We start from the raw sequence: 26,439 nt of genomic DNA, 5'->3' as shown, positions 1-26,439 counted from the left end.
CCGTGGTCTGGAAACGTGTTGGCCGCTATTCCTTGCGCCTTTTAGTCGCGGGGGTGGTGTGCCTGCTGGGTTTTCTGCTGGCTGACCGCATCTGGCCGTTGCCTGACCCTGACAGGGTGCGTAGCGTGCTGATCCTGGCACAAGACCGCACCCCGTTGCGGGCATTTGCTGACAGCGAGGGGGTGTGGCGTTACCCGGTGACGTTGGATGAAGTGTCACCGCGTTATGTGCAAGCCTTGTTGGAGTACGAAGACCGCTGGTTTTACCGGCATCCGGGCATTAACCCATTGGCGCTGGCGCGGGCGGGGTGGCAATGGCTTGAAGGCGGCAGGGTTGTTTCCGGCGGTTCGACCCTGACCATGCAGGTGGCGCGTATTCTGGATCCGCATGAACGCACGCTCAGTGGGAAGCTGCGGCAAATGTTCCGTGCCCTGCAACTGGAGTGGCATTACCACAAGGATGAAATCCTCACCTTTTACCTCAACCTCGCCCCTTTTGGCGGGCCGATTGAAGGCGTGCAGACTGCCAGTTTTGCCTGGCTGCACAAACCGGCGTTGGAGTTGAGCTACGCTGAAGCGGCACTGCTGGCGGTATTGCCGCAAGCCCCTTCGCGTTTGCGCCCGGATCGGCATCCTGAACTGGCGCAGCAGTACCGCGATAAGGTTTTGCGCCGCATGGCCGCGCAGGGTGTATGGACGCAGGAAACCGTCGAGGATGCGTTGCGGGAACCGGTGATCCGCGCGCGTTTCCGCCAACCCATGGCAGCGCCCCTGTTCGCCCAACGTATGAAGGCGCAGGCATTCGCTACCCAGCAAGCACGGTTGCAGACAGCACTGGACGCGAATATTCAGTGGGCGCTGGAAAATGTGTTGCGTACCCGCATGGGCAGCCTGCCAGCCGGCGCTTCTGCGGGGGTGTTGGTGGTGGAAAACAGCACAGGGTATGTGCGTGGTTATGCCGGTTCGGCGGATTTTTTTGCGGCGGACAGGTTCGGGCATGTGGACATGGTGCAGGCAGTGCGTTCCCCCGGTTCCACGCTGAAACCCTTCCTGTACGGGATGGCGGTGGACGATGGCTTGTTGCATTCCGCCAGCCTGCTCAGCGATGTGCCGATCAGGCGGGAGGATTATGCGCCGCAGAATTTTTTCCGGCATTTTTCCGGCGCGGTCAGCTTGGCTCAGGCGTTGCAGCAATCACTGAACATTCCGGCGGTGGATGTGTTGCAGCGGTTGAACCCGGCCAGTTTCGTGGCACGCTTGCGCAACGGTGGGGTGACTATCCGTTTTCCTGGGCAGGCGGAACCTAACCTGAGCGTGATTCTGGGTGGGGCGGGAACGACTCTGGAGGATTTGGTGCGTGGTTTTACTGCATTTGCACGTGAGGGCGTCAGCATCAAGCCACGCTTTTTGCCCGCTGAGCCGCTGGTGGAACGGCGCATGTTGAGCGCGGGTGCGGCCTGGATCATTCAGGATATTTTGCGGGCAGTCTCGCCACCGGAAGGCAGCGTCAACCATGCTGGTATTGCCTGGAAAACAGGCACAAGCTACGGTTTCCGCGACGCCTGGGCAGTGGGGGTAAGTGATGCCTATACGGTGGGGGTGTGGACAGGCCGACCTGATGGCACGCCGTTGCCGGGGCGTTTCGGGGCATATGCTGCTGGCCCGATTTTGTTCGACATTTTCCGCGCCTTGCCCGGTAATGTTAACGGGAATGTCCGTCGCCGTCCGGACAACGTGGAGCGGGTGGATATTTGCTGGCCACTGGGGGGGCGGGCGGATACTACCGCGCCGAAGCATTGCCATGTGCGCCTGCAAGCCTGGACTCTGGATGGCCGTGTGCCGCCAACCCTGCCTAATGTGCAACAATACTCGTGGTCAGCGGGCTTGCAGACTTATTGGGTGAACCCGCAGACAGGTTTGCGGGTGACTTCGGAATGTGTAGTCCCTGAACGTGTTTCCCGTCAGGTGGCGATGTGGCCGCTGGAAGTACAGCCATGGCTGGCGGACAGTGTGCTGGAAAAAATGCGTTTGCCGGGTTTTGACCCTGCCTGCCCCACTTCCCGTCAGTATCAGGGCGGGGTGGAGCTGGCCATCCGCAACCTGGATGCCAGTACCCGTTTGTATCTGCCAGCCACTGCCAGTGGTCAGCAAACCCTGGGGGTGACGGTGGATTTGCTGGCACAAGGAGGCGAAGGGCAGTATTTTTGGCTGGTTAACGGCGAGCCGGTGGGCATTGACCCTGAACGCGATGGGCTGCGTTATACCTTTACCCGGGCAGGCGATTACGACCTGACCGTGTTTGACGCCGCAGGGGCGGTGGACAAAATGCCCATCCGGGTTGTCAGCCAGTAATCACGCAGTGTAGAACAGATTAAACCGGCAGGTGCAGCCGTACCCGCGCGCCCACATACGGTGATACCTGCAACTCGATCTTGCCGCCAATCGCTGAAACGATCTCGGTACTGACTGCCATGCCGATGCCTTGCCCTTCGTTTTTACTGTCTTCGCGGACACCGCGTTGCAGCAGTTTGGCGGGGTTATCGGTAGGGAAGCCCATGCCGTCGTCATCAATGTCGATGATCAGCATGTTGCCTTCGTGGTGGGCAGTCACTTCCACGATTTCCTGGCAAAAGCGGCAGGCGTTGTTCAACAGGTTGCCAAACAGTTCCATCATGTCTTCGGCATCCATACGGCATTTGGCGTATTCGTCCACATTGAGGCGGAACTCGAATGGCTTGTCGCGGTAAACCTTTTGCAAAGTGTCACGCAGGCGGAACATGACTGGCCGTACAGGCTGGGATAGGATCATGGCTCCCTGATTGGTGACCATCGCACGGCGCAGCTGGTGTGAAATGATTTCCCGCATCCGCAAAATTTGCGAGTCAAATACCTTGACGCTGTTTCCGAGTGGGTTGTCCGGGCTGTGAACATCTCGTGCCAGTTGGTCAAGCTGGTTTTGCATGGCCGCCAGCGGTGTTTTCAGGCTGTGCGCCAGATCGTCGAGGGAATCCTTGTAACGCTGTTTTTGCCCTTTTTCATAGCTCAGCAAGGCGTTGATGGCGTTTTTGACGGGTATCAGCTCTTCGGGATAATGGTCGTCAACGCTTTCCCTTTCCCCAGCCTCGATGGATTTGACCTCGTTTTCAAATTCCTTGATTGGGGCAACTACCCAGAAACTGAGTGCCAACTGGGCAATCAATACCAGTACGGCGGACAGGAACAGCAGGATGGCAAATTTCTGTCGCATGTCCTGCATTTCCTTCTGGATGTCGGCAATGGACTCACCAACCACAAACTGGAACTGGCCGTAAGGTTCCTGGAAAAAGTTTTGTGCTGCCAGCAGGTATTCCTGGTTGTATTTTTGTTTGACGGTCGGGTCATCCAGCCGGGAGATGTCACGGGGTGTGCGTGGTTTGCCCTGGGCGAAGAAGGGTTTGAAGCTGGGTTCCTGGCTCTGGTCTTTACCCAAATCAAAATACAGGTAATAGTCCGGGTCTACCAGATCACTGGGTTTGCCAAGGCTGGATGCGCTCCAGATGATTTCTGAGTTGGCGGCATTAATGACGTAAGCAAACCGGCCTTGCTCCACGTCGTTGAGGTTGTACTCGTCAATAATCTCCCTGGCCTTTTCCTCCATGTCGGCATCTTTAAGGATGCCGAATTTGCCATCTTCAAAGATCAGGAAGCCCAGCATGTTGTAGGTGATCTGGGTCAGCTCATCCTTTTCCTGATCTATTTTGTAGCGGTAGGAGAACCAGTGCAACATACTGCCCAGCATCAAAATGCCAACCATGATGACACCGAAGCCACTGATAAGCTGACGGCTGCGTAAGGTAAGGAGCTGACCATATGTAGTAAAACCCTAGGTTTCCCTATCAGTTGCGTGCGAGCGTAAAGCGGTAACCGCGTCCGCGCAGCGTTTCGATCGGCTTGAGGCTGTCATCCGGGTCAAGCTTGATACGCAGGCGGCGGATAAATACCTCAATGACATTGCTGTCACGGTCGGCGTCCTCTTCGTAGAGGCTATCGGTCAGGCGGGTTTTGGAAATGACTTCGCCTGCATGGAGCATCAGGTGTTCCAGTACACGGTATTCATAGGCGGTCAGGGTGATTTCCTGATCCTGCACATACACCCGTTGTTCGGATGTATTCAAACGGATGGGGCCGCAACTGAATTCAGCCTGGGTCCAGCGACCCGTGCGCCTTAACTGCACGCGTAGGCGGGCGATGAGCTCTTCGGTGTGAAACGGTTTGGTTATGTAATCGTCAGCACCGGCTTCCAGACCTTCCACCTTGTTTTGCCAGCGGTCACGGGCTGTCAGGATAATGATGGGGTAATCCAGCCCTTTGGTACGGATGGCACGGATAATGTCCAACCCCAGTTCGTTATTCACTGGTGCACCCTTGGAGCTGGGCAGGCCCAGGTCAATGACCGCCACATCAATGGGATATTCCAGTGCAACATAAAGCCCTTGGGAACCATCCGCCGCTGTATCCACAGTGAAGCCGCTCTTTTTCAGATCGTCAGCCACCTGGTCGCGGAGGATATTTTCATCTTCTATTATCAGTACGCGCATGATTTCGTTTTTCCATGTTTATCAGCAAATTACATATCATGGTAGTGCATGAAGGCTCATCCTGAGCCTGCAACCCCGCTTGAATCATACAACAGGTTGACGGGAATAAAAAACATTCAATACATTTTTTTAATTGAGTCCATAAAAAATACCCGATCATCCTGCCGGATATCGGGTATTCAATCAGTAATTTGGTTATATTTTCAAGTCACTTGAGAGTCTTTTCTAATCGCTGCAAGCAACTTTGATGGTTAGGTATTCGCCTTCGAGGGAGAGCATACGGACGATATGGCAATCCGGGTAGCCGGGCAGGGGCTTTTCCTGAACGGAAAGGACGCGCCCCTTGTATTCTGACTTGACCTTTGAGAGGACGGCATCGCGCCCTATAGGTTCAGATGGGTTGGTTCGTTTGAGCGAAATCTTTTTTTCGCTATCACCGGCCAAGGCTACCCCTGGCAGCGTAGCGCTGATAACGCCCGCTATTATAACGCTGCAAAAAGCAGCAAACATGGATTTTTTACAATCCATAACGTTTCCCCTGTTACATAAAAAAGCTTGAAAAACCATCTCAATAGCGAGATGTAAAAATTATGCTTTGTATATTAATCAATCAAAACTGAATCTTCGATGAATGTTGCTTGCTATCATTATTTATCTAAATGATAAATATAAAATTTAATCATGGTATATGTTGCTGGGTATAAAATAGTCGGTACAGTATTTTTAATAATAAAAAATACCTTGGGAAACCAATTCGTGCAAAAGATCAAGGCATTCCCTTTCGGTAACAAACTGATGATACTCTTTATACAGCAACTTTACGGATGAGCATAAATATTGCACAAAGCGAATATGGATTATGGAAAGTACATAATTGTTGCCATTGGCGAATAAATATATGTCATCCTCTATCACGAAGTAGAGCAGGCGTGATGCCAGACTTTTTTCAAAGCGCTTCTTTTGCCCGATAAGGCGGGTCAATTCTGTACGGCTGAGAGGTGTGGCATCAGGTAGCATTTCCCGGTGTTTGGGTGAACTCAGGTATTTGCCCAGCCAGCGTTGCAGGGATTGCTCATCCTGGGGAAGGGCATCGACCACAAAATCCACCAGCCTATCCATGTCCGCGCTGGTCAGTTCGCCGGGGTTTGCTTGCGGCTGGCGTCCCTGGTCGCTGAAGCGCTGTTGCAGGCGCGGCTCGTCCAGTAGCTCGTCCATCAGGTTTTCCAGCATGTCCCGCTGGGAGGGGGAGCGGAAGCCGACCGAATAAGTCATGCATTCGTTCAGCGCCAAGCCATAGTGTGGCACATTGGGGGGTAGGTACAGGATATCGCCGGGGTTGACCACCCATTCCTGCTCAGGTTGGAAGTCGCGCATGATGCGCAGTTCCAGATCCGGCAGGAAGTTATCTGGCCGGGCAGGTTGGGTAGTGATTTGCCAGCGCCGTTGCCCTTGTGCCTGGATCAGGAATACGTCGTACTCATCCACATGTGGGCCGACCGAGCCGCCTTCCACTGCGAAGCTGATCATCAGATCGTCGATACGCCAGTCGGGGATGAAACGGAACGGTTCCATCACGGCTTTCAGTTCCGGCAAATGTTGGTCGGTGTCATTCACCAGCAGTGTCCAGTGTGTTGGGGGCAGGTCGGCAAAGTCATCGTCGTCGAATGCGCCATGCCGAACCTCCCAAGGGTGCTTGCCACCTTTTTCGAGGACAATGCGGGAAGTGTCTGTTTCACAAGCCAATCCCGCCAGTTCATCCGGTGTGATGGGTGGTTGGAAAGCAGGCAGGGCGTTACGTATCAGCAGTGGCTTTTTCTGCCAGTAATCGCGCAGGAATTCTTCAATAGTGATGTCACCAAACATGCCGACGCTCTCTTTACTCCCTTTCCCCGTTCCCTGAGCGTAGCCGCAGGGCGGGGGAAGGGTCGGGGGTGGGGGTTAGATGTTTTTTGCTTGCTCAACAGCATTGCCGATATAGGTAGCTGGTGTCATGGCAATCAAGGCATCCCTGGCTCCCTGTGGCATATCCAGCGTGTTGACGAACTCGCGCAAACCTTCTGGCGTAATGCGTTGCCCACGGGTGAGCGCCTTGAGTTTTTCGTAGGGCTGCCCAATGCCGTAGCGGCGCATGACCGTCTGGATCGGTTCGGCCAGCACTTCCCAGTTGGCGTCAAGGTCAGCGGCGGTGCTGGCAGCGTTGACTTCCAGCTTGCTAATACCTTTAAGGGCGGATTGGTAGGCAATCAGGGAATGCCCTAGCCCAACGCCGAGCGTGCGCATAACCGTAGAGTCGGTCAGGTCACGCTGCCAACGGGAAATCGGCAGTTTCTGTGCCAGATGTGTCATCAGGGCGTTGGCGATGCCGAGGTTGCCTTCCGCATTTTCAAAGTCGATCGGGTTGACCTTGTGTGGCATGGTGGAGGAACCCACTTCGCCCGCGACCACTTTCTGCTTGAAATGGCCGAGCGAGATGTAACTCCACACATCACGGCAGAAATCAATCAGGATGGTGTTGAAACGTGCCATGGCGTCAAAAGTTTCGGCGATGTAGTCGTGCGGCTCGATCTGGATGGTGTAAGGGTTCCAGCTTAGTCCTAGTGAGGTCACGAATTGCTGCGCGGTCGCTTGCCAGTCAATGTCGGGGTAGGCGCTGATATGGGCGTTGTAGTTACCAACTGCGCCATTGATTTTGCCTAAATATTCGGCTGAAAGAATCTGTTTTTGCTGGCGTTGCAGGCGATAAGCCACATTGGCCATTTCCTTGCCCAGCGTGGTGGGCGAGGCAGGCTGGCCGTGGGTGCGGGACAATAACGGAATTTCGGCGTAGTCATGTGCCAACTTGCGGATAGCGTCAATGGTTGCCGCCAGTTCCGGGTGGACAACCTGTTCCATGCCGCCTTTGAGCATCAGGGCGTAGGCAAGGTTGTTGATGTCTTCCGAGGTGCAGGCAAAGTGGATGAATTCGCTGACGGCTTCCAGTTCGGTTTGCCCGGCAATTTTTTCCTTCAGGTAGTATTCGACCGCTTTTACATCATGGTTGGTGGTGCGTTCGATAGCCTTGACCCGCAGGGCGTCGGCTTCGGCAAAGTTGCTGAGGATGCTTTCCAGAAAGGCGTTGGCTTCAGCGGAAAAGGGCGGCACTTCGCTGATTTGGGCATGGGCGGCCAGCATCTGCAACCAGCGGATTTCCACCAATACACGGTGGTAAATAAGGCCATATTCGCTGAACCAGGGGCGTAATGCCGCCGTTTTGCTGGCGTAGCGCCCGTCAGTGGGGGAAAGTGCGGTCAGTGCAGAAAGTTCCATGCCGTATCCTGATACAAATTAACAGTGGGTAAGCGTAAAAAACCGAGAGTTTACCGCAAATCAGTAAGGATGGTAGGTGGTAATCGGGTCTAAAACCGTCGGTATGCCATCCAGTTTGTGGTTGAGTTTGGGGAAATCCAGCGTGTAGTGCAAACCACGGCTTTCTGGCCGGTTTAAGGCGGAGCGGATAATCAGCCATGCCACCAGCGCGAGATTGCGTAGTTCAATCAGGTCGCTGGTCACGCGGAAGTTGGCGTAATACTCGTCGATTTCCCGCAACAGCAGTTCCATGCGGTTGAGGGCGCGTTGCAGGCGCTTGGTGGTTCGCACAATGCCGACGTAATCCCACATGAAGCGGCGGATTTCATCCCAGTTGTGGGTAATGACTACGCGCTCATCCGAGTCAGTGACGCGGCTTTCATCCCAGTGTGGAATCGGCAGGTCGAGGGCAGCTTCATTCAGGCGTGCCGTGATGTCTTCAGCGCTGGATTTGCCATAGACAACACATTCCAGCAGGGAATTGCTGGCCATGCGGTTGGCTCCGTGCAGGCCAGTGTAGGAGGCTTCACCGATGCAATACAGTGCATCCACATCGGTGCGGCCATCCTGATCCACCATCACGCCGCCGCAAGTGTAATGGGCAGCAGGTACAACCGGAACCGGTTCCTTGCTCATGTCATAGCCAAATTTTTCGCAGGTGGCATACACGTTGGGGAAGTGGCTGAGGATAAAGTCTTTGGGCTTGTGGCTGATGTCGAGGTAGACGCAATCTAGCCCCAGCCGCTTCATTTCATGGTCGATGGCGCGCGCCACGATGTCGCGGGGGGCGAGTTCGGCGCGTGGGTCGAATTTGGGCATGAAACGGGTGCCATCCGGCAACAGCAGCCGCCCGCCTTCGCCGCGCACTGCTTCGGTAATCAGGCTGGATTTGGCGTGTGGATGGTAAAGACAGGTTGGATGGAACTGCATGAATTCCATGTTGGCGATCCGGCAACCGGCACGCCAGGCCATGGCGATGCCGTCGCCGCTGGCTCCGTCGGGGTTGCTGGTGTACAGGTAAACCTTGCTTGCCCCGCCGGTTGCCAGTACGGTGAAACGCGCTTCCACGGTGATGATGCGCTTGCTTTTACGGTTTAGCACATACGCACCCATGCAGCGGTTGTTGCGGTAACCCAGCTTGCGGGAGGTGATTAGGTCGACCGCAATATGGTGTTCCAGCGTGGTGATGTTGGCGCGCTGGCGAATCTGGCTGACCAGCGTGTTTTCAATGGCGGCACCGCTGGCATCGGCAGCATGGGCGATGCGGCGATGGCTGTGGCCGCCTTCACGGGTCAGATGCAAGCGGCTGGTATCATGTTCCTCGCGGGTAAACGGGACGCCTGCATCCAGCAGCCAGCCGATGGATGTTGCGCCATTTTCCACCGTAAAACGCACGGCTTCGGCATCACACAAGCCTGCCCCGGCATTCAAGGTATCCTCAATATGCGAATCCACGCTGTCGGTTGCGTCTAGCACAGCGGAAATGCCGCCCTGGGCGTAAACAGTGCTGCCTTCCGTGATGACATCCTTGCTCAGGACGGCAATTCGGCAATTTTCGGGCAGGCTCAATGCCAGGGTCAGGCCGGCAGCGCCACTACCGATGATGAGTACATCGTACATCTTTTACCTCTCGCATCCAGTGCGGAATTCCTTGGGTTTACTATTCTAATATTGCCTTATGGCATGTAGCATATAGTCTTAGTGAGATAATAACCAAGGAGAAAAGCCCTGATGGGCGCTAGTCTAACCGACCTCGAACTGGTGCAGCGGGTCCAGTCGGGGGATAAACGATCATTTGATATTCTGGTCCTGAAATACCAGCACAAGGTTATCAATCTGGTGTTGCGCTATGTACATGACCACGACACTGCCCAGGATGTGGCGCAGGAAGCTTTCATTAAAGCCTACCGTGGGTTGAAAAACTTCCGTGGTGAAAGCGCTTTTTACACCTGGCTTTACCGTATTGCCATCAATACCGCCAAAAATTATCTGGTGTCGCAGAGCCGCCGTTTGCCTGATGTCGATATTGGTGCAGATGAAGCGGAACAATTTAGTGGTGAGTCTGCTCTAAAGGAGTATGCCACGCCAGAGCGCGAGATGTTGACGGCGGAAATCCAGGAGGTGATTACCTCGGCAATCGAGGAATTACCCGAGGATTTGCGCACGGCCATCATTCTGCGTGAGCTGGAGGGCATGAGTTACGAAGAAATTGCAGTGACAATGGAATGTCCAATAGGTACTGTGCGTTCGCGGATTTTCCGGGCGCGTGAGTCGATTGATAAAGTTTTGAGGCCACTACTAGGCTAAGTACCCCGAGAGTAGTGTCTCAGGTGTAGGTGAAATGAAATGAACACAAGCAAACAAGAGTTCTTGTCGGCTTTTCTTGATGATGAGGCTGGTGAGTTCGAGCGCCGCCGCTTGCTTGAAGAGCTGAAAAAAGATGATGAATTGGGTGATACCTTGTCACGCTACGCCTTTATCGGTGAAGCCATGCGCGCAGGCAAGGGTCAACCCATGGGAGCAGGTGTTTCCTTGCTATCCCGTATTCAGGATGAACTGGCCGATGAGCCTGCCTACCAGCAGGTGATTGCGCCATTGCCTACCCGCAAACAGGCAGCGCCTGTGCGTGCATGGCAGTGGGCAGGTATGGGAATGGCCGCTACCGTGGCCGCATTTGCGGTTGGCGGTATGCTATTCTTCCAGCAGCCAACGCCACAGATGCAGGCAGCCATGAGTCCAATGCCGGAAGCCCCGGTAGTGGAAGCGGAACAGGTATCAACGCCAGCGTCGGCTACCCCGCAAGCGGCGGGCGTTAACCAGGTGGCTGATGTGGCGGCGGCTGATGCGCGTATCCGCCAGGTCGGGCGTATCGACCCGCAAACACGCGATATCCTCAAACAGTATGTGGCGCAACACGTTAAGTACGCATCCACCACAGCGATTGCGCCTTCAATCAGGGCTATTTCCTATGCCAATGAACGTTAAGAATCCGGTTGCCATGGCGGTGTTGGCGGGTGTGCTGGCGTGGCCAGTAGCCGGCGCGGCGGATGAGGCGTTGGATTTGCTTGCCCAGATGCGCAATGCTGTCCATACCCTCGATTATTCGGGCACGCTGGTGTATGCCCAAGGTAATGAGCTTTCCACCTATCAGATTAGCCACAAACTGGAAAACGGGGCGGAAAGGGAGAGTGTGATCCGCCTTGAACAAGGCCAGGGTGCGGCTTCTGAGCAGGTGGAAAGCTTTTCTTTGGCCAAGTTCCAGCAGGTACAACCGCAAATGGAACAGGTGTACTCGCTGGAATTAGGTGGGCAGGAATTTGTCGCCAACCGCAATTGCGATGTCATAGTTGCGCGCCCACGTGACAAGATGCGCTATCTGCAACGTTACTGCATTGATCCCGCCAGCGGCATGTTGTTGAAATATTCCCTGATTGACCGTTCCCACCAATCGGTCGAGCAATTGATATTTACCGCGCTGGATATTGCACCGGCAGTGCAAAGTGCTGCCCAGTTTCGCGCAGATGTGACACCCCCGGGGAAAACGCCCGACGCACCCTCTAGCACTGACTGGGTGTTTGGTACTTTGCCCGCCGGTTTCCAGCAGGTGCAGGATTTGCGTCAGGATGCGGTCAACGGTCAAACGCCCTTGCGGCAAATTATCCTCTCGGATGGCATGACGTCGGTGTCGGTTTTCATCACCCCGCCCGGCGCTCCCGGTATTCTGGAGAGCCTGGAATTTTCGGCGGGAGCCATGAATATTTACACCACCGAAGTCGATGGCTACCGTGTCGCCTTGGTGGGGGAAGTGCCTGTGGCAACCCTGAAAGCCGTAGGCGAAGGTTTGCAACATGTCCAGTGAACACGATCCTGATGTGATTAAGTTTCAGTCAAGTTTCCTTGCGTATGATAGCCCTAAAAACTTAATAAATAGGGCTACAAGGATGATTGAACAAACAGCATTGGTGGTTAGTGTCGAAGCCGGTCAGGCGTGGGTGGTTCCGCAACAAGGTTCAGCAGCAGGCGGGTGTGCCGCTTGCGCTTCAAAAAATTCGTGCTCTTCTTCTTCAGTATTGGGTTTCCTGCGTCGGGAGCCGCAGAAAATGTGGGCTATGAATCCTGTCTATGCTCGCCCTGGCGATACGGTAATCGTGGGAATGCCTGGCAATACGTTGGTTACTTATTCATTATTTGCTTATCTGTTGCCATTGATTGCCTTGATCCTGGCGGCCATGCTCGGGCAGAAAGCCTTTGCCTTGCTAGGTTTGCCTTCTGAATTGGGTGCGGTGTTTGCGGGTGTGGCCGGTTTGATCGGGGGGCTGCGTTTGGCTAATCGGGTGGTAGCCCGTTCTTTCAGTTCCAGCGACTCCCTGCCGGTTATTCTGCGAGTGTCTGGGCAGACAAACTTTTCGCAAATCCTCCCGCTTGCCTAGTGCTTGTGCTGTTTTGCTGTAGAGGGTTCTCATGTTGATACGGTTGCTGCAAACAGTGCTGTTTGTATGGTTTTTTTTGTTGGTTGGGGTTTTGCATGCGCGTGATTTACCCCAGTTTGCGGGTCTGGTTAAGGAAAACAGCCCTGCCGTTGTCAATATCAGTACCCGCCAGACCCTTTCCCCCAAGAAAATGCTGCCTGAGGAATTGCAGTCCCCGGAAGCGGAAGAGCTGTTTGATGAGTTGATGAAGCGCTTTTTCGACCATGGCAGCGATGGGGGGAACCCGTTCAATTTTGATAGCAATTCACGTGGCTCCGGTTTTGTTTATTCAGCGGATGGTTACATTGTCACTAACCACCATGTGGTTGATGCTGCCAGTGAAATCAAGGTCAAGCTGGGTGATGGGCGGGAACTGCCCGCAAGGATCGTGGGCAGTGATGGACGCACCGATATTGCCTTGCTGAAAGTGGATGCCACTGGCTTGCCGGTGTTGAAACTGGGGACTTCAGAGAAACTGGAAGTGGGGGAATGGGTATTGGCTATCGGTTCCCCGTTTGGCTTCGACCACAGTGCGACGGCGGGGATTGTCAGTGCCAAAGGCCGCAGCTTGCCGGATGAAAACTATGTCCCCTTCATCCAGACCGATGTGGCGATCAACCCCGGCAACTCCGGCGGGCCATTGTTCAATCTGGAAGGCGAAGTGGTTGGCATCAATTCACAGATTTACAGCCGTTCGGGTGGGTTCATGGGGGTTTCCTTTGCCATTCCGATTGATGTGGCGCGTGGCGTTATTGAACAGTTGAAAGCCAAAGGTTCGGTTTCGCGCGGCTGGATTGGCGTGTATGTGCAGGAAATTGATACCAATCTGGCGCAATCCTTCGATATGGCCAAGCCGGAAGGCGCGCTGGTTGCCCAGGTCGTGATGACGGGGCCGGCGGCCAGGGTTTTGCAGCAAGGCGATGTCATCCTCACCTTTGATGGTAAACCGGTTGCCAACGCTGCCGTCTTGCCGCCTATTGTCGCCAGCACCCCGCTGGGGCAATCCGTAGCTATTGGTATCCTGCGCGGCGGCAAACGGGAAAATGTTTACCTGACCGTCGCGGAACTGGACAAAGATGGTGCGAAAGCATCCCAGACTGCGGAAGCACCTGCACAGCCAGCGCCGGTTGCCGGTATTCTTGGTATGCAGGTTTCAGCACACGCAAGCACCACAGGCGTAACGGTTGATGCCGTCATCGGTGAACCCGCACGCAGGGCTGGGGTAACAGTGGGTGACATCATCACCCAGCTGGATGGCCAGTCAATTGCCTCACCAGAACAGCTGCAAACCATTGCCAACACGCTGGAAACTGGCAAAACGGTGGCAGTACTGGTACAACGCGACGGTTCCGCGCGTTTTCTGGCCATGAAAATAGAGGCAAATGCAACAGAGTGAAGCAAAATCCCTGCTGACCGTGTATTATCGCGTCGGTTGCCACCTGTGTGATGAAATGGTGGCGTTGTTGGCTGAATTTCAGGATGAACTGAAATTTGGCTATGTGCTGGTAGACATTGACGCGGATGCTGAACTGAAGTCGCGTTTCAATGCCGATGTTCCAGTAGTGGCATTGGAAGGTCGGGTCTTATTCCGGCACTTCTTCGACGAAGCGATTTTGAGGCAAGCATTACAGCATGGGTGAGGCGAACAAGAACATCCGCAACTTTTCGATTATTGCGCATATTGACCACGGTAAATCGACCCTTTCCGACCGGTTCATCCAGCATTGCGGAGGCTTGAGCGACCGTGAGATGGAAGCACAGGTGCTGGATTCCATGGATCTGGAGCGTGAGCGTGGCATTACCATCAAGGCGCAAAGCGTATCGCTGGACTATCAGGCGCGCAATGGCGAGACCTACCACCTGAATTTCATCGACACGCCAGGGCATGTGGATTTTTCCTATGAAGTTTCGCGCTCACTGGCAGCTTGCGATGGTGCATTGCTGGTGGTGGATGCTTCACAAGGTGTGGAGGCGCAAAGCGTTGCCAACTGTTACACCGCCATTGACCTGGATCTGGAAGTGGTGCCGGTACTCAACAAAATTGACCTGCCCGCTGCCGACCCCGATCGGGTATGCCACGAAATCGAAGAAATCATCGGCATTGATGCCACCGATGCGGTCAAGGTCAGTGCCAAAACCGGTATCGGCATCGAAGATCTGCTGGAACAACTGGTGGAACGCATCCCCTCTCCTCAGGGCGACCCGGATGCGCCACTCAAAGCCTTGATCATTGACTCCTGGTTTGACAACTACCTGGGTGTGGTGGTGTTGGTACGGGTGGTCGATGGCGAATTGCGCAAGAAAATGAAAGTCCGTTTTATGTCTACCGGGCGTGACATCCAGGTGGAACGGGTCGGTATTTACACCCCCAAAAGCAAGGATTTAGAAGCATTGCGCGCCGGTGAGGTCGGTTTCATGATTTCCGGCATCAAGGACATCGACGCCGCCAAAGTGGGTGATACCCTGACTGATGCGCAAAAACCGGCGGACAAGCCACTGTCCGGTTTCAAGGAGATCCAGCCGCGCGTGTTTGCCGGCATTTTCCCGATTGAATCCGACCAGTACGAAAACCTGCGCGAGGCGCTTTCCAAGCTCAAGCTCAATGATTCCGCACTATTCTACGAACCGGAAACCTCGCAAGCGCTGGGTTTCGGTTTCCGCTGCGGCTTCCTCGGCATGTTACACATGGAAATCGTGCAGGAACGTCTGGAGCGTGAATACAACCTCAGCCTGATCACCACCGCGCCGACGGTGCTCTACGAGGTAGAGCTGACCAGCGGCGAAGTGCAGATGATCCACAGCCCTGCGGAAATGCCACCGGTCAACAAGATCAAGGAAATCCGCGAGCCAATCATTCGCGGCAATATTCTGGTTCCGCAGGAATACCTCGGCAATGTCATTACCCTGTGCATCGAAAAGCGTGGGGTGCAGAAAAACATGCAGTTCATGGGTAATCAGGTGTCCCTGACCTTTGAACTGCCGCTGGCGGAAGTGGTGATGGACTTTTTCGACCGCCTGAAATCCGTTAGCCGTGGTTATGCCTCGTTCGACTACGCGATGGAGCGGTTTGAAGCCGCGCCGATGGTGCGCGTGGATATTCTGGTCAATGGTGAAAAGGTCGACGCGCTGGCACTGATGATCCACCGCGATTTTGCCCAGTCACGTGGACGCCAGCTGGTGGAAAAGATGAAAGACCTGATCCCGCGCCAGATGTTTGAGGTGGCGATTCAGGCTGCGATTGGCAGCAACATCATTGCCCGTAGCACCGTTAAGGCGATGCGTAAAGACGTGCTAGCCAAATGCTACGGCGGCGACGTCAGCCGCAAGCGCAAGCTGCTGGAAAAGCAAAAAGAAGGCAAAAAACGCATGAAGCAGGTCGGCAGCGTGGAAATTCCGCAGGAAGCCTTCCTCGCTGTGTTGAAAGTAAGCGATAAATAATTATTGGTAAGGACAGGACATGGACTTTGATCTGGAATTCTGGCTGGTCACGGCTACCGCGATAACCGGTGTCATCTGGCTGTTGTACGCCGTGTTTGCCGGGAAAAAACCGGAAGGGGAGGAACCCGTGTTGGTGGAATACGCCCGCTCATTCTTCCCGGTGCTGCTGCTGGTGCTGCTGCTGCGTTCGTTTGTGGCTGAACCTTTCCGTATCCCGTCTGGTTCCATGTTGCCTACCCTGGAAATTGGTGATTTCATCCTGGTGAACAAGTTTGCGTATGGTTTGCGCCTGCCGGTACTGCACACCAAGATACTCGCGATCGGGGAACCTCAGCGTGGTGATGTGGTGGTATTCCGCTACCCCGAAAACCCCAAAGTCGATTACATCAAGCGGCTGGTCGGTGTGCCGGGTGATACCCTGGAATGGGACAATAAAACCCTGAAAGTCAATGGCGTGGAACTCAATCGCCAGTCAGTTGGCGTCTATGAGGCGCTGGATCAGAATAACGGCGTGCGCCCTACCTTCCGTCTGACGGAGGATTTGCTGGGTGTTTCCCATGATATTCTGATGTTGCCCAATGTTGTCAACAAGACAGGTTCCCTGACAGTGCCGGAAGGCCATTACTTCATGATGGGTGACAACCGCGACATGAGTAATGACAGTCGTATGTGGGGGCTAGTGCCGGAAGCCAATGTTGTCGGCAAGGCGACCTATATCTGGATGCATATGAACCTGGGTGGTGACGGGTTCAAACCTTCCCGGATTGGTAATGCGATCAACTGATAGATAGTTATTGGACTCAATAATCTATAACAATAAAGGTAATTCAGTCATGCGTTCACAAAAAGGTGCCACCTTCCTGACTTGGGTGGCAGGTGTTGGCTTGGTTATTTTCATGTTTATTACCGGGGTCAAACTGGTGCCCCTATACATGGAATTTTATGCTGTGCGTTCACTGGTTGATGATGTTGCTGGCGATAGCTCCATGTGGCGTGCCACCACGCAGCAAATCAGGCGTAAAGTTGGCAATTTCATTGATATTAATGGTATGTATACGCTCAGCAGGGAAGCCTTCTCGATTGTGCAGGTGCCAGGCAAAGATAATGTACGCGCACTTGAAGTCAGCTACGAAGTGCGCAAACATTGGGTTGCCAACATTGATTTCCTGATGACGTTTGAATACTCAAAAGAGCTGGGAGCGGCTGGAGATACTTGAACAAACTGACAAAGCTACTGGGTAGCGAATTGATGGCGACGGATACGTTTGTCCGCGCCATCACCCACCGCAGCGCGGATGGCAAGCATAACGAGCGGATGGAGTTCCTTGGTGATAGCGTGCTCGGTCTAATTATCACCACGGAGCTTTATAAGCGGATTCCACGGGCGAGTGAAGGCTACCTCAGCCGTTTGCGTGCCTCGCTGGTCAATGAAAATGCCCTGGCGGGAATTGCCGCCAACTTGGCGATCGGGGATTTCCTGCGCCTGGGGCCGGGTGAGCTGAAAAGTGGTGGTTTCCGGCGTAAATCCATCCTTGCTGACGCACTGGAAGCCCTGATTGGCTGCATCTACCTTGAACAGGGTCTGGAAGCGGCCAAAGCCTTTGTGCTGGCAGTGTATGGCGAATTGCTGGAAAGCTTGCCTTCCGAAGATGATCTCAAAGATCCCAAAAGCCGTTTGCAGGAATTTTTGCAGTCACGTGGGCATGACTTGCCGGAATATAACCTGATGGATGTGCAGGGGGAAGCCCATCGCCAAACCTTTACGGCGGAATGCGTTGTTCCGCGCCTGGGTATCCGCACGCAGGGAACCGCGAGCAGCCGCCGTAAGGCCGAACAGGTTGCTGCCAAGCTGGCTTTTGAACAGGTGAGCCCATGAATAAACGTTGTGGTTACGTCGCCATTGTCGGGCGGCCTAATGTCGGCAAATCTACCTTGATGAACCATCTGATCGGTTTCAAGGTTTCCGCCATTGCCAACAAGCCGCAGACCACGCGGCACAGCATCCGTGGCATCCTGACCGAAGGTGACAACCAGATCGTGTTTGTCGACACGCCGGGCATCCACCGCACCTCCAAGAGCCTGCTCAACAAAACCATCAACATGGAAGCTGTGGCCGCGCTGGAAGGCGTGGATGCCGTCGTCATGATTGTCGAAGCGTTGAAATGGACTGACGAAGACTCGCTGGTGTTGCAACGTCTCGCCCATCTCAAATGTCCGGTATTACTGGTTGCCAACAAGGTTGACCGGGTGGAAAAAAAGGAAAAACTGCTTGGCTGGTTGCCCGAGGTGCTGGCGAAATACCCGTTCCGCGAAATTTTCCCGCTCTCTGCCACCAAAGGAACCAATACGGAACAGCTCAAGTCTGCCCTGATCAAGGTCATGCCGGAACAGGACTGGATTTACGCGGAAGACGACATCACCGACCAATCCACCCGTTTCATTTGTGGCGAACTGATCCGCGAGCAGTTGATGCAATACCTGCATCAGGAACTGCCATATTCCACCGCCGTCGAAATCGAAACCTTCGATGAAAAGCCCAAACTGACCGAAATCAACGCCGTGATCTGGGTCAGCCGCGATAACCAGAAAGGCATTGTGATCGGCAGCAAGGGCGAAACCCTCAAGCGTATCGGCAGCTCTGCCCGCATCGCGTTGGAAGGCTTTCTTGAACGCAAGGTCATGCTCAAACTGTGGGTGCGGGTGGAGGAAAACTGGGAAAACAGCCCACGCCATCTGCACAGTTTGGGGATTTCATCCTGAGCCTACCGGAACTTACTCCCGCCTTCATCCTGCGCCGCAACGCTTACCGCGATACCAGCTTGTTGCTTGACATGTTCACCCGCGAGGCAGGCAAGATCACTTGCGTCGCCAAATTCACTAAAGGCAAGGGAAGCCGCACTAAGGGGATGCTGGAGCCATTCCGTCTGCTGGATGCAAGCTGGACGGGCAGGGGCGAAGTCTTCACCCTGTTCCATGCCGATGAAACCCGCCGTTACCCGCTGAAAGGCGCTGGCCTGATCCGCGCCCTATACGCCAACGAACTGCTGCTGCGCGGATTGTGGCAACATCAGCCGCAGCCGGAACTGTTCGACCATTACCAACGCACCTTGACCCACTTGCTCGACCCTACAGATAGCCTGGTGCTGCCACTGTTTGAACTGGACGTGCTGGCCATGGCGGGCTATGTTCTGAACCTGTGGCACGACGATGCGGACGGGCATGACATACTGCCGCTGGTGCGTTATCGTTTCCGCCCTGAACACGGTTTGTACCCGGATGCAGGCGAAGGCAAGGGCATCCCGGTTTCCGGTGGCCTGCTGATTGCCCTGCGCGAACCAGAAGCCATGAGCGCCGAACAGCGCAAGGAACTGCGCCACACGCTCGACCACCTGATCCAGATGTTGCTGAAAGGCAAAACCCTGAATGCGAGACAATTGCTCAATGAATAACATCGAACTCGGCGTCAACATCGACCACATCGCCACTATTCGCCAGGCGCGTGGCACGCCATACCCCGATTTGCTGGAAGCCGTGCGGCAGGTGGAAGACGCGGGCGCGCATGCCATCACCATCCACCTGCGCGAAGACCGCCGTCACATTCAGGATGCTGACGCTTACGCCATCCGCAAGCTGTGCACCCGCCGCCTGAATCTGGAGCTGGCCGCTACGGATGAAATGGTTGGAATTGCCTGCGATGTCATGCCCAACGATTGCTGCGTGGTGCCGGAAAAGCGCGAGGAACTCACCACCGAAGGTGGGCTGGACGTGATCGGCCAGTTTGAACGTATCCGTAGTGCTACCCAGCGCTTGAATGCCGCCAACATCCGCGTTTCCCTGTTCATCGAGCCGGATATTGAACACATCCGCCGCGTCCCTGACATTGGCGCGCCTGTCATTGAATTGCACACCGGTACTTACGCCAATGCGGTTGGCGAGGCGAAACAGTGCGAATTTGAGCGCATCCGCGTGGCTACTGAGTTCGCCCACGATCTCGGCATCCAGGTCAACGCCGGCCACGGTCTGGATTACCAGAATACGCAAGCCATTGCCGCCATACCACACATCCGCGAACTCAATATTGGCCACGCCATGGTAGCGCGCGCCATTTTCGTCGGTATCCGCCAGGCTACGGTGGAAATGCTGGAACTGATGCAGGCAGCAAGAAACCCCTCCCCCGCCTCCCCTTATCAGGGGAGGGGCTAAGCAAGTGGCACGCTTCTCTTGTTCCTCCCCCGATAAGGGGAGGCTAGAAGGGGGTTCCCCTTGAAAATCATTGGTATTGGCACTGACATCGTAGAAATCGCCCGCATCGAAAAAATGTTGGAACGCCACCCCGAACGCTTTGCCGAACACATCTTGCACCCGCAGGAGCGGGAACGTTTCAATAGCGTGAAGAACAAGCCAGCATGGCTGGCGAAACGTTTTGCCACCAAGGAAGCGGTCGCCAAGGCATTGGGTACAGGAATCGGCCAGGATGTCCGCCTGCATGACATCGAAACAGCCCATGACGGGCGTGGCAAACCAATCCTGCACTTGCATGGCGTCACGCTGGCGACGGCTGAAGCGCAAGGGGTGGTTTCCGCCGAGTTGTCAGTCGCTGACGAGCGCACCCACGCGCTGGCTTTCGTCATCTTGTTGGGTGGTTTGTAGGCAGCTTCCCGGTAACCAGCGTCTCAGTTCCACGATCAGGGATTGTGAATCCAGCGGTTTGCCCAAGTGACCATTCATGCCCGCTTGCAGACAGGCTTCGATGTCGCTGGGCAAGGTATTGGCTGTCAGGGCGATGACCGGAATGGCAGGGTTGCGGACGGTGGCCATTGTATCCCCGGGAAATGTTCCCCGAATCCGTTGGGTTGCCTCCAGACCATCGCATTCCGGCATTTGCACATCCATGAGTACCAGGTCGTAATCTTCCCCCGCCAGTTTCTGGATGGCCTGTTTACCATTCTCTGCCACTTCGATATGGCGCAGGCCGAGGGCTTCCAGCATGGCTTTGGCAATCAGCTGGTTAATGGGGTTGTCTTCGGCCAGCAGGATACGGCAGCCTGAGCGCAGGAGGGGGCTTTGTAGAGGGGCTGGCTCTAACACAGGTTGGGAAGAGGGTTCATGCGCTGTGATATAAGGTATTTCAAACCAGAAACAGGAACCCTGCCCAGGCGTGCTGTTGACGCCAATTTTTCCCTCCATGAGGCTGACCAGCTGTCTGGAAATGGCCAAGCCAAGCCCCGTACCGCCGTATTTGCGGGCGGTTGAGGATTCCATCTGCTGGAAACTGTTGAACAGCAGTTGCTGTTTTTTCGCCGGAATGCCAATGCCGGTATCCCTGACTTCAAACCGCAGGCATTGCCCACTGCCTGCCAGTGTAATAGCCAGGGTGATTTTGCCCTGCTCCGTAAACTTGATGGCGTTGCCGAGCAGGTTGAGCAGGATTTGCTGGGTGCGGAGTTCATCCCCTTCGATACAGGTGGCTATCCCGCTTTGGATGTTGGTGACAAACGCCAGGCCTTTTTCTCTGGCCTGAATGGTCAGCAGATGTTCCAGGTGAGCCACCATGTCCCCGAGTTTGTAGGGGGTTGTTTCCAGATCCATTTTTCCAGCTTCAATTTTGGAAAAGTCGAGCAGGTCATTCAGCAGTGCCAGCAAGGTGCTGCCGCTACGGTGGATCAGGGAAACGTATTGCTTTTGTTCCGCAGTATGCATTAACGGCAACAGCAATTCGCTTGCCCCGAGGATACCGTTCATGGGGGTGCGCAATTCATGGCTCATATTGGCGAGGAACCGGCTTTTGGCCTGGTTAGCAATTTCGGCGGTTTCCTTGGCTTTTGCCAGCGTGTCGGCCTGTTTCTCAAGCAGGTCATTTTTATACAGGAGTTGGTAGTAATCACGGTGGAGACTTTTACCAAATGCCTGGGTGACAATACTGAACAGCAGGATCGCCAAGGCAATGCTGTAGGAACTGGCCGTCGCCATGATCAACAGCACCGCAACCTGCGGCCATATCATGAGATTGACATACGCAATAAATAACGGCAAGTGAGGTGCAAGGCTGGTAGTTGTGCCCACGCAAAGCATCAAGACGGGCAGCAACATGATGGTTTCCTGTTCCGAAGCCCCTACATGACTCAATCCCCAGGCGGTAAACAGTGACCACGTACCGGCAGAAACCATCAGGCTCAAGCTGATCAGCAAGCGCCATAGTTTTCTTCTCTGTGTATACAAGAGCTGGAAGTTTTTCATCAGCAACCAGCGTGTCCCCCCCAGCACCAGCATGACCAGGCCGACGCCATAGACGAGGGCAGGCTGTTGTTGCACGAGATCAGTCCCCAACACCACGACTACCCAGCTAATGATGTACGGGAAAATGCCGTTGATGGAGCGGCCATTCAGGTCACTATCGCTTTGCGCCTGCATGGCGGCAGAGACAGGAATATTGCCTGCATAGCGTACAGGGGAATTCCCGGATGCCAGTTGCTGCTCAAGGGGTGCTGTTGCAGGCTTCACACGGTTTCCAGTTATTTTAATGATTAGCCGGTTAAACTTGGCATTCCAAGGTAGGACAGGTCAAGTGAAATCCGCTGGAAGGATTGTGCTGCAACAGGTCGACAGGTAAGCTTTTCTTTATCCACACCACAAGAGCGACGATCATGCATTACCCCACCATCGAAGATTTTATCGGCAATACCCCACTGGTGCGCCTGCAACGCTTGCCCGGCGCGACCAGCAACACCATCCTGGTCAAGCTGGAAGGCAACAACCCGGCGGGTTCGGTGAAAGACCGCCCGGCACTTTCCATGATCTGCCGTGCTGAGGAACGTGGCGAAATCAAACCCGGCGACACCCTGATCGAAGCCACCAGCGGCAACACCGGCATCGCGCTGGCTATGGCCGCCGCCATCAAGGGCTACAAAATGGTGCTGATCATGCCGGAAACCATGAGCGCCGAACGCCGCGCCTCCATGAAAGCCTACGGCGCGGAACTGGTGTTGGTCAGCAAGGAGGCCAGCATGGAAGGTGCACGCGACCTCGCCCTGCAAATGGAGTGCGAAGGCAAGGGCAAGGTGCTGAACCAGTTCGCTAACCCCGACAACCCGCGCGCCCATACCGAAGGCACTGGCCCGGAAATCTGGCGCGACACCAACGGCACGGTCACGCACTTCGTCAGCAGCATGGGTACTACCGGCACCATCATGGGTACAGGCCGTTTCCTGAAAACCATGAATCCGGAGATTCAGATTGTCGGCGTACAGCCTGCCACCCAAACAGACCAGATTCCCGGCATCCGTCGTTGGACGCCGGAATACCTGCCGGAAATTTTCCACCGCGCAGAAGTCGACCGTGAAATCGACATGAGCCAGTCGGAGGCGGAGGAGGTCATGCGCCGCTTGGCTTCCGAAGAAGGCATTTTCTGCGGCGTATCGTCCGGTGGTGCGGTGGCGGCAGCGTTGCGTCTGTCGCAGGAGACCGAAAACGCCACGATTGTCGCCATCATCTGCGACCGGGGCGACCGTTACATTTCTACCGGTGTGTTTCCGGCCTAGTCGGATGCAGGGTTTGTACGCAGGCATTGATCTTGGCACTTCCGGCTGCCGCTTGATCGTCATCGACGCTGGGGGCGGCATCCAGGCCGCAACCCGCGTGGTTTACCCCGCCAATGTTGAACAGGCCCCGGAATTGTGGTGGTCTGCCGCCCAACAAGTGTTGGCTGAATTGCCGGACAGTATTCGTGCCAGCCTGCAAGCCATCGCGGTGGATGGCACTTCCGGCACTATCCTGCTCACTGATGCGCAAGGCAACCCGACCACGCCTGTGCTCATGTACAATGACGCCCGCGCCGTCGAACAATCCCGCCGTATTGCTACCGTTGCCCCGCGCGAAAGCGGCGCACACGGCGCAACCAGCAGCCTCGCCAAACTGCTGTGGTTGCTGGAAAACTTTCCCAACCAGCCACACGCCCATGCCCTGCATCAAGCCGACTGGATAGCGGGAAAACTGGCGGGGCATCTCGGTTTCAGCGATGAAAACAACTGCCTGAAACTGGGCTATGACCCGGTGAAACGGGAATGGCCGAGGTGGGTGAAAAGTTTGGTTCCGGAGCACTTGTTGCCTGGGGTGTTCGTACCGGGGGAGCAAATCCTTGCTCCCTCCCCTGATAAGGGGAGGGCTGGGAAGGGGTTTCTTCCTTCCATTCACGCAGGTACTACCGACAGCATCGCCGCCTTCCTCGCTACCGGCGCAAACCGGATCGGTGATGCAGTGACCTCGCTCGGCAGCACCATCGCCCTCAAAATCATCAGCGCCCAGCCAGTATTCGCGCCGGAATACGGCATCTACAGCCATCGTCTGGGTGACATGTGGCTGGCAGGCGGCGCATCCAACAGCGGCGGCGCGGTTTTGTTGCAACATTTTTCCCGCGCGGAACTGGAAAGCCTTACCCCGCAACTGCGTCCTGGTGAGCCGACCGGGCTGGATTACTACCCTCTCTCCAGGCCGGGTGAACGTTTCCCCCATGCTGATCCACACTGGCAACCCTGTCTGGCTCCGCGCCCGCAAGACGACGTACAGTTCCTGCAAGCCATGTTGGAAGGCATGACCCGTATCGAACACGAAGGCTGGCGCAAGCTGCATGAGTTGGGTGCGCCTTACCCGAAAACGTTGCGCACGGTGGGCGGAGGCAGCCGCAATCCGGCCTGGATGCAAATACGGGCAAAACTGATCGGGGTTCCTCTGTTGCCCGCAAGACATGATGAAGCTGCTTACGGGGCGGCGTTACTGGCGCTCAAAGGTACAGCAGGTCGTTGGTAGGTGATGATGAATGTATTACAATAAACGTTAACAAATGCATTAAGGATTATCGTAATGGGTTATATTAGTGAAGACATTGTTCCGCTGGGGCAAATCCGCGCCCGCTTCAGCGAACTGGCGGAAGAAGTCCAGAATGGGCGTGAAAAAATCATCACCCGCAACGGGGAAAGCTATGTGGCCCTGATTGATGCCCGCAAGCTGGATTATTATCACCGTCTGGAACAGGAGCACATTCACCTGCTGTTGCTGGATGAAGCCGTCAAAGGGCTGGATGATGTAGAGCAACAACGCACCATCACGCTGGAAGATTTTCGCCACAAGCACGGGCGTTAAGCATGGCCAGCCCGATTCAAATCGAAATCACTGCCAATTTTGAGGCAAATCTGGAGTCTGTGCGCTGTTTTTGTCATGACATGGGCAAATCCGACCAATATGAAAAGTTGCTGGACGAGTTGTTCGGCAACATCATCCCCAATTTGCAGGAATTTCCCCGCATGGGCGCGGATTTTTGCAGCCTTCCGGCAGGTTCGGTTGAAGTACGTCGCGCCCAGGAAAAACTGCGTGGCCGTTTGCAGGAAAACATGAGCATCCGCCAATACCAAAGCCGTGAATACGTGATCCTGTACCTGTTGAAAGAAACCACGGTTTCCCTGCTGGCGATCAAGCACCAACGGCAACTGGCTTACGACATGCGCAAGTGGGATTGAGATAGGGATCACTCGAAACTCATGTAATTGATGCGTCCTTGACATAAATTGGGGTAATTGTTTTCCCAATTTAACAGGATTTCGGTTATCATGCGGGCGGGTTAAAAACAGATCATCCACTTTCATCCGTCATGAGCGACATTTTTATCAGTTACAGCCGCAGGGACAAACCCTGGGTCGAGACACTTGCCAAGGCTTTGGAGAAGCAGGGTTATGATGTCTGGTGGGATCCTGAAATTTTGCCAGGGCAGGATTTTGAGGAAATCATCAAGGCAGCCCTGAATGCCAGTCGTTGCGTGGTGACTGTGTGGTCAAAGGAGTCGGTCAAGTCCTATTGGGTGAAAGAGGAAAGCACCCGGGCGCTTGCCCGCCGGATTCTGGTTCCCGTACTGTATCAGGCCGTAGAGCCGCCCATGCCGTTTGGGCGCATCCACACGGCAGACCTGACTGGCTGGAAGGGCAAGGAAACCGACCCCCGTTTCCAGCAATTGCTGCGTGCGGTTGCCTTGCATTGTGAACCTTCCGCCAAACCTGCTGCAGAAGAACCGCCGCCGCCGCCATCCGAACCTGTCATCCAGCACCCGCAACCACTCAAGCCACAATTCCCTGAACCCGTTGTGGCGCGGTTAATGCCAGAACCTTCCCCGGAACCTTTTCATTCTGGTGACGTTCCTCCGTCACCGAAAACAGTGTCGTTTCTCACAATAGGTTTTTTTGTGTCGGCAATCATGTTGACGACGGGAGCCTTGTACGCCAATTGGGACAAGTTGTTTGGAAATGTCTCCTCCCCTCCTGTTGAAACGCCTGCACCCCCGCCTCCACCGGAAAAGCCGGAGCTGACCATGCAGCAGGTCAGGGAATGTCTGAAAGGCAAGGACGAAATCTGTTGGAAGCCTTCCCTCGATTGGCTGGAGAAAAAGGTGACGTCTGGTGATGGGGAAGCCATGCATGTCCTTGCTTTGGCGCATTACCTTGAGAGGGAGGGTTTGAAGGCGGAACCGAAAACATACTGTGATTTGTTCAAACGGGCAATTGCAGCAGGTTATAGCGACGAGACAAAATTCTACAAAGGTTTATCAGAATGCAAGGACAACTAAGCGTT

At 54.9% G+C, this 26,439-nt stretch carries 27 protein-coding genes; 20 read left to right on the top strand and 7 right to left on the bottom strand.

Annotation, left to right across the window (positions count from 1 at the left end):
• Positions 1-2 precede the first annotated feature (2 nt).
• Positions 3-2,351, top strand: coding sequence for a penicillin-binding protein 1C (pbpC, locus tag THINI_RS03265; RefSeq protein WP_002707235.1), 2,349 nt, complete (start codon positions 3-5; stop codon positions 2,349-2,351).
• Positions 2,352-2,370: 19 nt separating this feature from the next.
• On the opposite strand, the gene THINI_RS03260 is transcribed toward pbpC, so the two are convergent.
• The 6 genes from THINI_RS03260 to nadB all read right to left on the bottom strand — a co-directional run bounded on the left by THINI_RS03260 (position 2,371) and on the right by nadB (position 9,541).
• A complete protein-coding gene (locus THINI_RS03260) occupies positions 2,371-3,792 on the bottom strand; it encodes an ATP-binding protein (protein ID WP_002707234.1) in 1,422 nt (473 codons plus the stop codon).
• 82 nt (positions 3,793-3,874) lie between these two features.
• Positions 3,875-4,576, bottom strand: a complete 702-nt coding sequence (locus THINI_RS03255; RefSeq protein ID WP_002707233.1) for a response regulator transcription factor — start codon at positions 4,574-4,576, stop codon at positions 3,875-3,877.
• Positions 4,577-4,801: 225 nt separating this feature from the next.
• A complete protein-coding gene (locus THINI_RS03250; protein WP_002707232.1) occupies positions 4,802-5,104 on the bottom strand; it encodes a hypothetical protein in 303 nt (100 codons plus the stop codon).
• Between the two features lie 195 nt (positions 5,105-5,299).
• Positions 5,300-6,439 carry a cupin domain-containing protein gene (locus THINI_RS03245; protein ID WP_002707231.1) on the bottom strand — a complete coding sequence of 380 codons (1,140 nt, stop codon included), beginning with the start codon at positions 6,437-6,439 and terminating at the stop codon, positions 5,300-5,302.
• A 75-nt stretch (positions 6,440-6,514) separates the two neighbouring features.
• A complete protein-coding gene (gene purB, locus THINI_RS03240) occupies positions 6,515-7,882 on the bottom strand; it encodes an adenylosuccinate lyase (protein WP_002707230.1) in 1,368 nt (455 codons plus the stop codon).
• Positions 7,883-7,942: 60 nt separating this feature from the next.
• On the bottom strand, positions 7,943-9,541 hold the full coding sequence (nadB, locus tag THINI_RS03235; protein WP_002707229.1) for an L-aspartate oxidase: 1,599 nt from the start codon (positions 9,539-9,541) through the stop codon (positions 7,943-7,945).
• Between the two features lie 111 nt (positions 9,542-9,652).
• Here nadB and rpoE point away from each other — a divergent pair, with 111 nt between their 5' ends.
• Genes rpoE through acpS form a run of 14 tightly spaced genes read left to right on the top strand, consistent with a single transcriptional unit; the run spans position 9,653 to position 20,478 of the window.
• Complete coding sequence (gene rpoE / locus THINI_RS03230; protein ID WP_002707228.1) at positions 9,653-10,228, top strand: RNA polymerase sigma factor RpoE; 576 nt, start codon at positions 9,653-9,655, stop codon at positions 10,226-10,228.
• 39 nt (positions 10,229-10,267) lie between these two features.
• A complete protein-coding gene (locus tag THINI_RS23110) occupies positions 10,268-10,906 on the top strand; it encodes a sigma-E factor negative regulatory protein (protein WP_002707227.1) in 639 nt (212 codons plus the stop codon).
• On the top strand, positions 10,890-11,780 hold the full coding sequence (locus THINI_RS03220) for a MucB/RseB C-terminal domain-containing protein (RefSeq protein WP_002707226.1): 891 nt from the start codon (positions 10,890-10,892) through the stop codon (positions 11,778-11,780). The genes THINI_RS23110 and THINI_RS03220 overlap by 17 nt, the downstream gene beginning before the upstream one ends.
• Positions 11,770-12,351 (top strand): SoxR reducing system RseC family protein, encoded by a 582-nt coding sequence (locus tag THINI_RS24040; protein WP_081485758.1) that lies wholly within the window; start codon positions 11,770-11,772, stop codon positions 12,349-12,351. The genes THINI_RS03220 and THINI_RS24040 overlap by 11 nt, the downstream gene beginning before the upstream one ends.
• 31 nt (positions 12,352-12,382) lie before the next feature.
• Positions 12,383-13,786: a Do family serine endopeptidase gene (locus THINI_RS03210; protein WP_002707224.1), complete on the top strand. Its 1,404-nt coding sequence runs from the start codon at positions 12,383-12,385 to the stop codon at positions 13,784-13,786.
• Positions 13,773-14,030, top strand: a complete 258-nt coding sequence (locus THINI_RS03205; RefSeq protein ID WP_002707223.1) for a glutaredoxin family protein — start codon at positions 13,773-13,775, stop codon at positions 14,028-14,030. Before THINI_RS03210 ends, THINI_RS03205 begins: the two co-directional genes overlap by 14 nt.
• Positions 14,023-15,828: a translation elongation factor 4 gene (gene lepA, locus THINI_RS03200; RefSeq protein WP_002707222.1), complete on the top strand. Its 1,806-nt coding sequence runs from the start codon at positions 14,023-14,025 to the stop codon at positions 15,826-15,828. The genes THINI_RS03205 and lepA overlap by 8 nt, the downstream gene beginning before the upstream one ends.
• A 19-nt stretch (positions 15,829-15,847) precedes the next feature.
• Complete coding sequence (lepB, locus tag THINI_RS03195; protein ID WP_002707221.1) at positions 15,848-16,612, top strand: signal peptidase I; 765 nt, start codon at positions 15,848-15,850, stop codon at positions 16,610-16,612.
• Between the two features lie 49 nt (positions 16,613-16,661).
• Complete coding sequence (locus THINI_RS03190) at positions 16,662-17,045, top strand: DUF4845 domain-containing protein (RefSeq protein ID WP_002707220.1); 384 nt, start codon at positions 16,662-16,664, stop codon at positions 17,043-17,045.
• Entirely contained in the window at positions 17,042-17,704 is a 663-nt protein-coding gene (gene rnc / locus THINI_RS03185; RefSeq protein ID WP_002707219.1) for a ribonuclease III, read from the top strand. Before THINI_RS03190 ends, rnc begins: the two co-directional genes overlap by 4 nt.
• On the top strand, positions 17,701-18,588 hold the full coding sequence (gene era / locus THINI_RS03180; protein WP_002707218.1) for a GTPase Era: 888 nt from the start codon (positions 17,701-17,703) through the stop codon (positions 18,586-18,588). The genes rnc and era overlap by 4 nt, the downstream gene beginning before the upstream one ends.
• Complete coding sequence (recO, locus tag THINI_RS03175; RefSeq protein ID WP_050987991.1) at positions 18,519-19,277, top strand: DNA repair protein RecO; 759 nt, start codon at positions 18,519-18,521, stop codon at positions 19,275-19,277. The genes era and recO overlap by 70 nt, the downstream gene beginning before the upstream one ends.
• Complete coding sequence (gene pdxJ, locus THINI_RS03170; RefSeq protein WP_002707216.1) at positions 19,270-20,031, top strand: pyridoxine 5'-phosphate synthase; 762 nt, start codon at positions 19,270-19,272, stop codon at positions 20,029-20,031. Before recO ends, pdxJ begins: the two co-directional genes overlap by 8 nt.
• Positions 20,032-20,091: 60 nt before the next feature.
• Positions 20,092-20,478, top strand: a complete 387-nt coding sequence (gene acpS, locus THINI_RS03165) for a holo-ACP synthase (protein WP_002707215.1) — start codon at positions 20,092-20,094, stop codon at positions 20,476-20,478.
• Here acpS and THINI_RS23105 read toward each other — a convergent pair.
• Positions 20,419-22,329, bottom strand: coding sequence for an ATP-binding protein (locus THINI_RS23105; RefSeq protein ID WP_050987990.1), 1,911 nt, complete (start codon positions 22,327-22,329; stop codon positions 20,419-20,421). The genes acpS and THINI_RS23105 overlap by 60 nt on opposite strands.
• 143 nt (positions 22,330-22,472) lie before the next feature.
• On the opposite strand from THINI_RS23105, the gene cysM reads away from it, so the two are divergent.
• From cysM to THINI_RS23100, 5 genes are all read left to right on the top strand, one after another.
• Positions 22,473-23,366: a cysteine synthase CysM gene (gene cysM, locus THINI_RS03155; RefSeq protein WP_002707213.1), complete on the top strand. Its 894-nt coding sequence runs from the start codon at positions 22,473-22,475 to the stop codon at positions 23,364-23,366.
• 4 nt (positions 23,367-23,370) lie between these two features.
• The gene (locus tag THINI_RS03150) at positions 23,371-24,630 is read left to right on the top strand and encodes an FGGY-family carbohydrate kinase (protein WP_002707212.1); all 1,260 of its coding nucleotides are present in this window, start codon (positions 23,371-23,373) and stop codon (positions 24,628-24,630) included.
• Positions 24,631-24,684: 54 nt separating this feature from the next.
• Positions 24,685-24,963 carry a type II toxin-antitoxin system Phd/YefM family antitoxin gene (locus THINI_RS03145; protein WP_002707211.1) on the top strand — a complete coding sequence of 93 codons (279 nt, stop codon included), beginning with the start codon at positions 24,685-24,687 and terminating at the stop codon, positions 24,961-24,963.
• 2 nt (positions 24,964-24,965) lie between these two features.
• On the top strand, positions 24,966-25,337 hold the full coding sequence (locus tag THINI_RS03140) for a type II toxin-antitoxin system RelE/ParE family toxin (RefSeq protein ID WP_002707210.1): 372 nt from the start codon (positions 24,966-24,968) through the stop codon (positions 25,335-25,337).
• 131 nt (positions 25,338-25,468) lie between these two features.
• Positions 25,469-26,434 carry a toll/interleukin-1 receptor domain-containing protein gene (locus THINI_RS23100; protein ID WP_002707209.1) on the top strand — a complete coding sequence of 322 codons (966 nt, stop codon included), beginning with the start codon at positions 25,469-25,471 and terminating at the stop codon, positions 26,432-26,434.
• Positions 26,435-26,439 lie beyond the last annotated feature (5 nt).

Source organism: Thiothrix nivea DSM 5205 (assembly GCF_000260135.1).
GTDB lineage: Bacteria > Pseudomonadota > Gammaproteobacteria > Thiotrichales > Thiotrichaceae > Thiothrix > Thiothrix nivea.
This window is presented reverse-complemented; position numbering and strand designations above follow the sequence as displayed.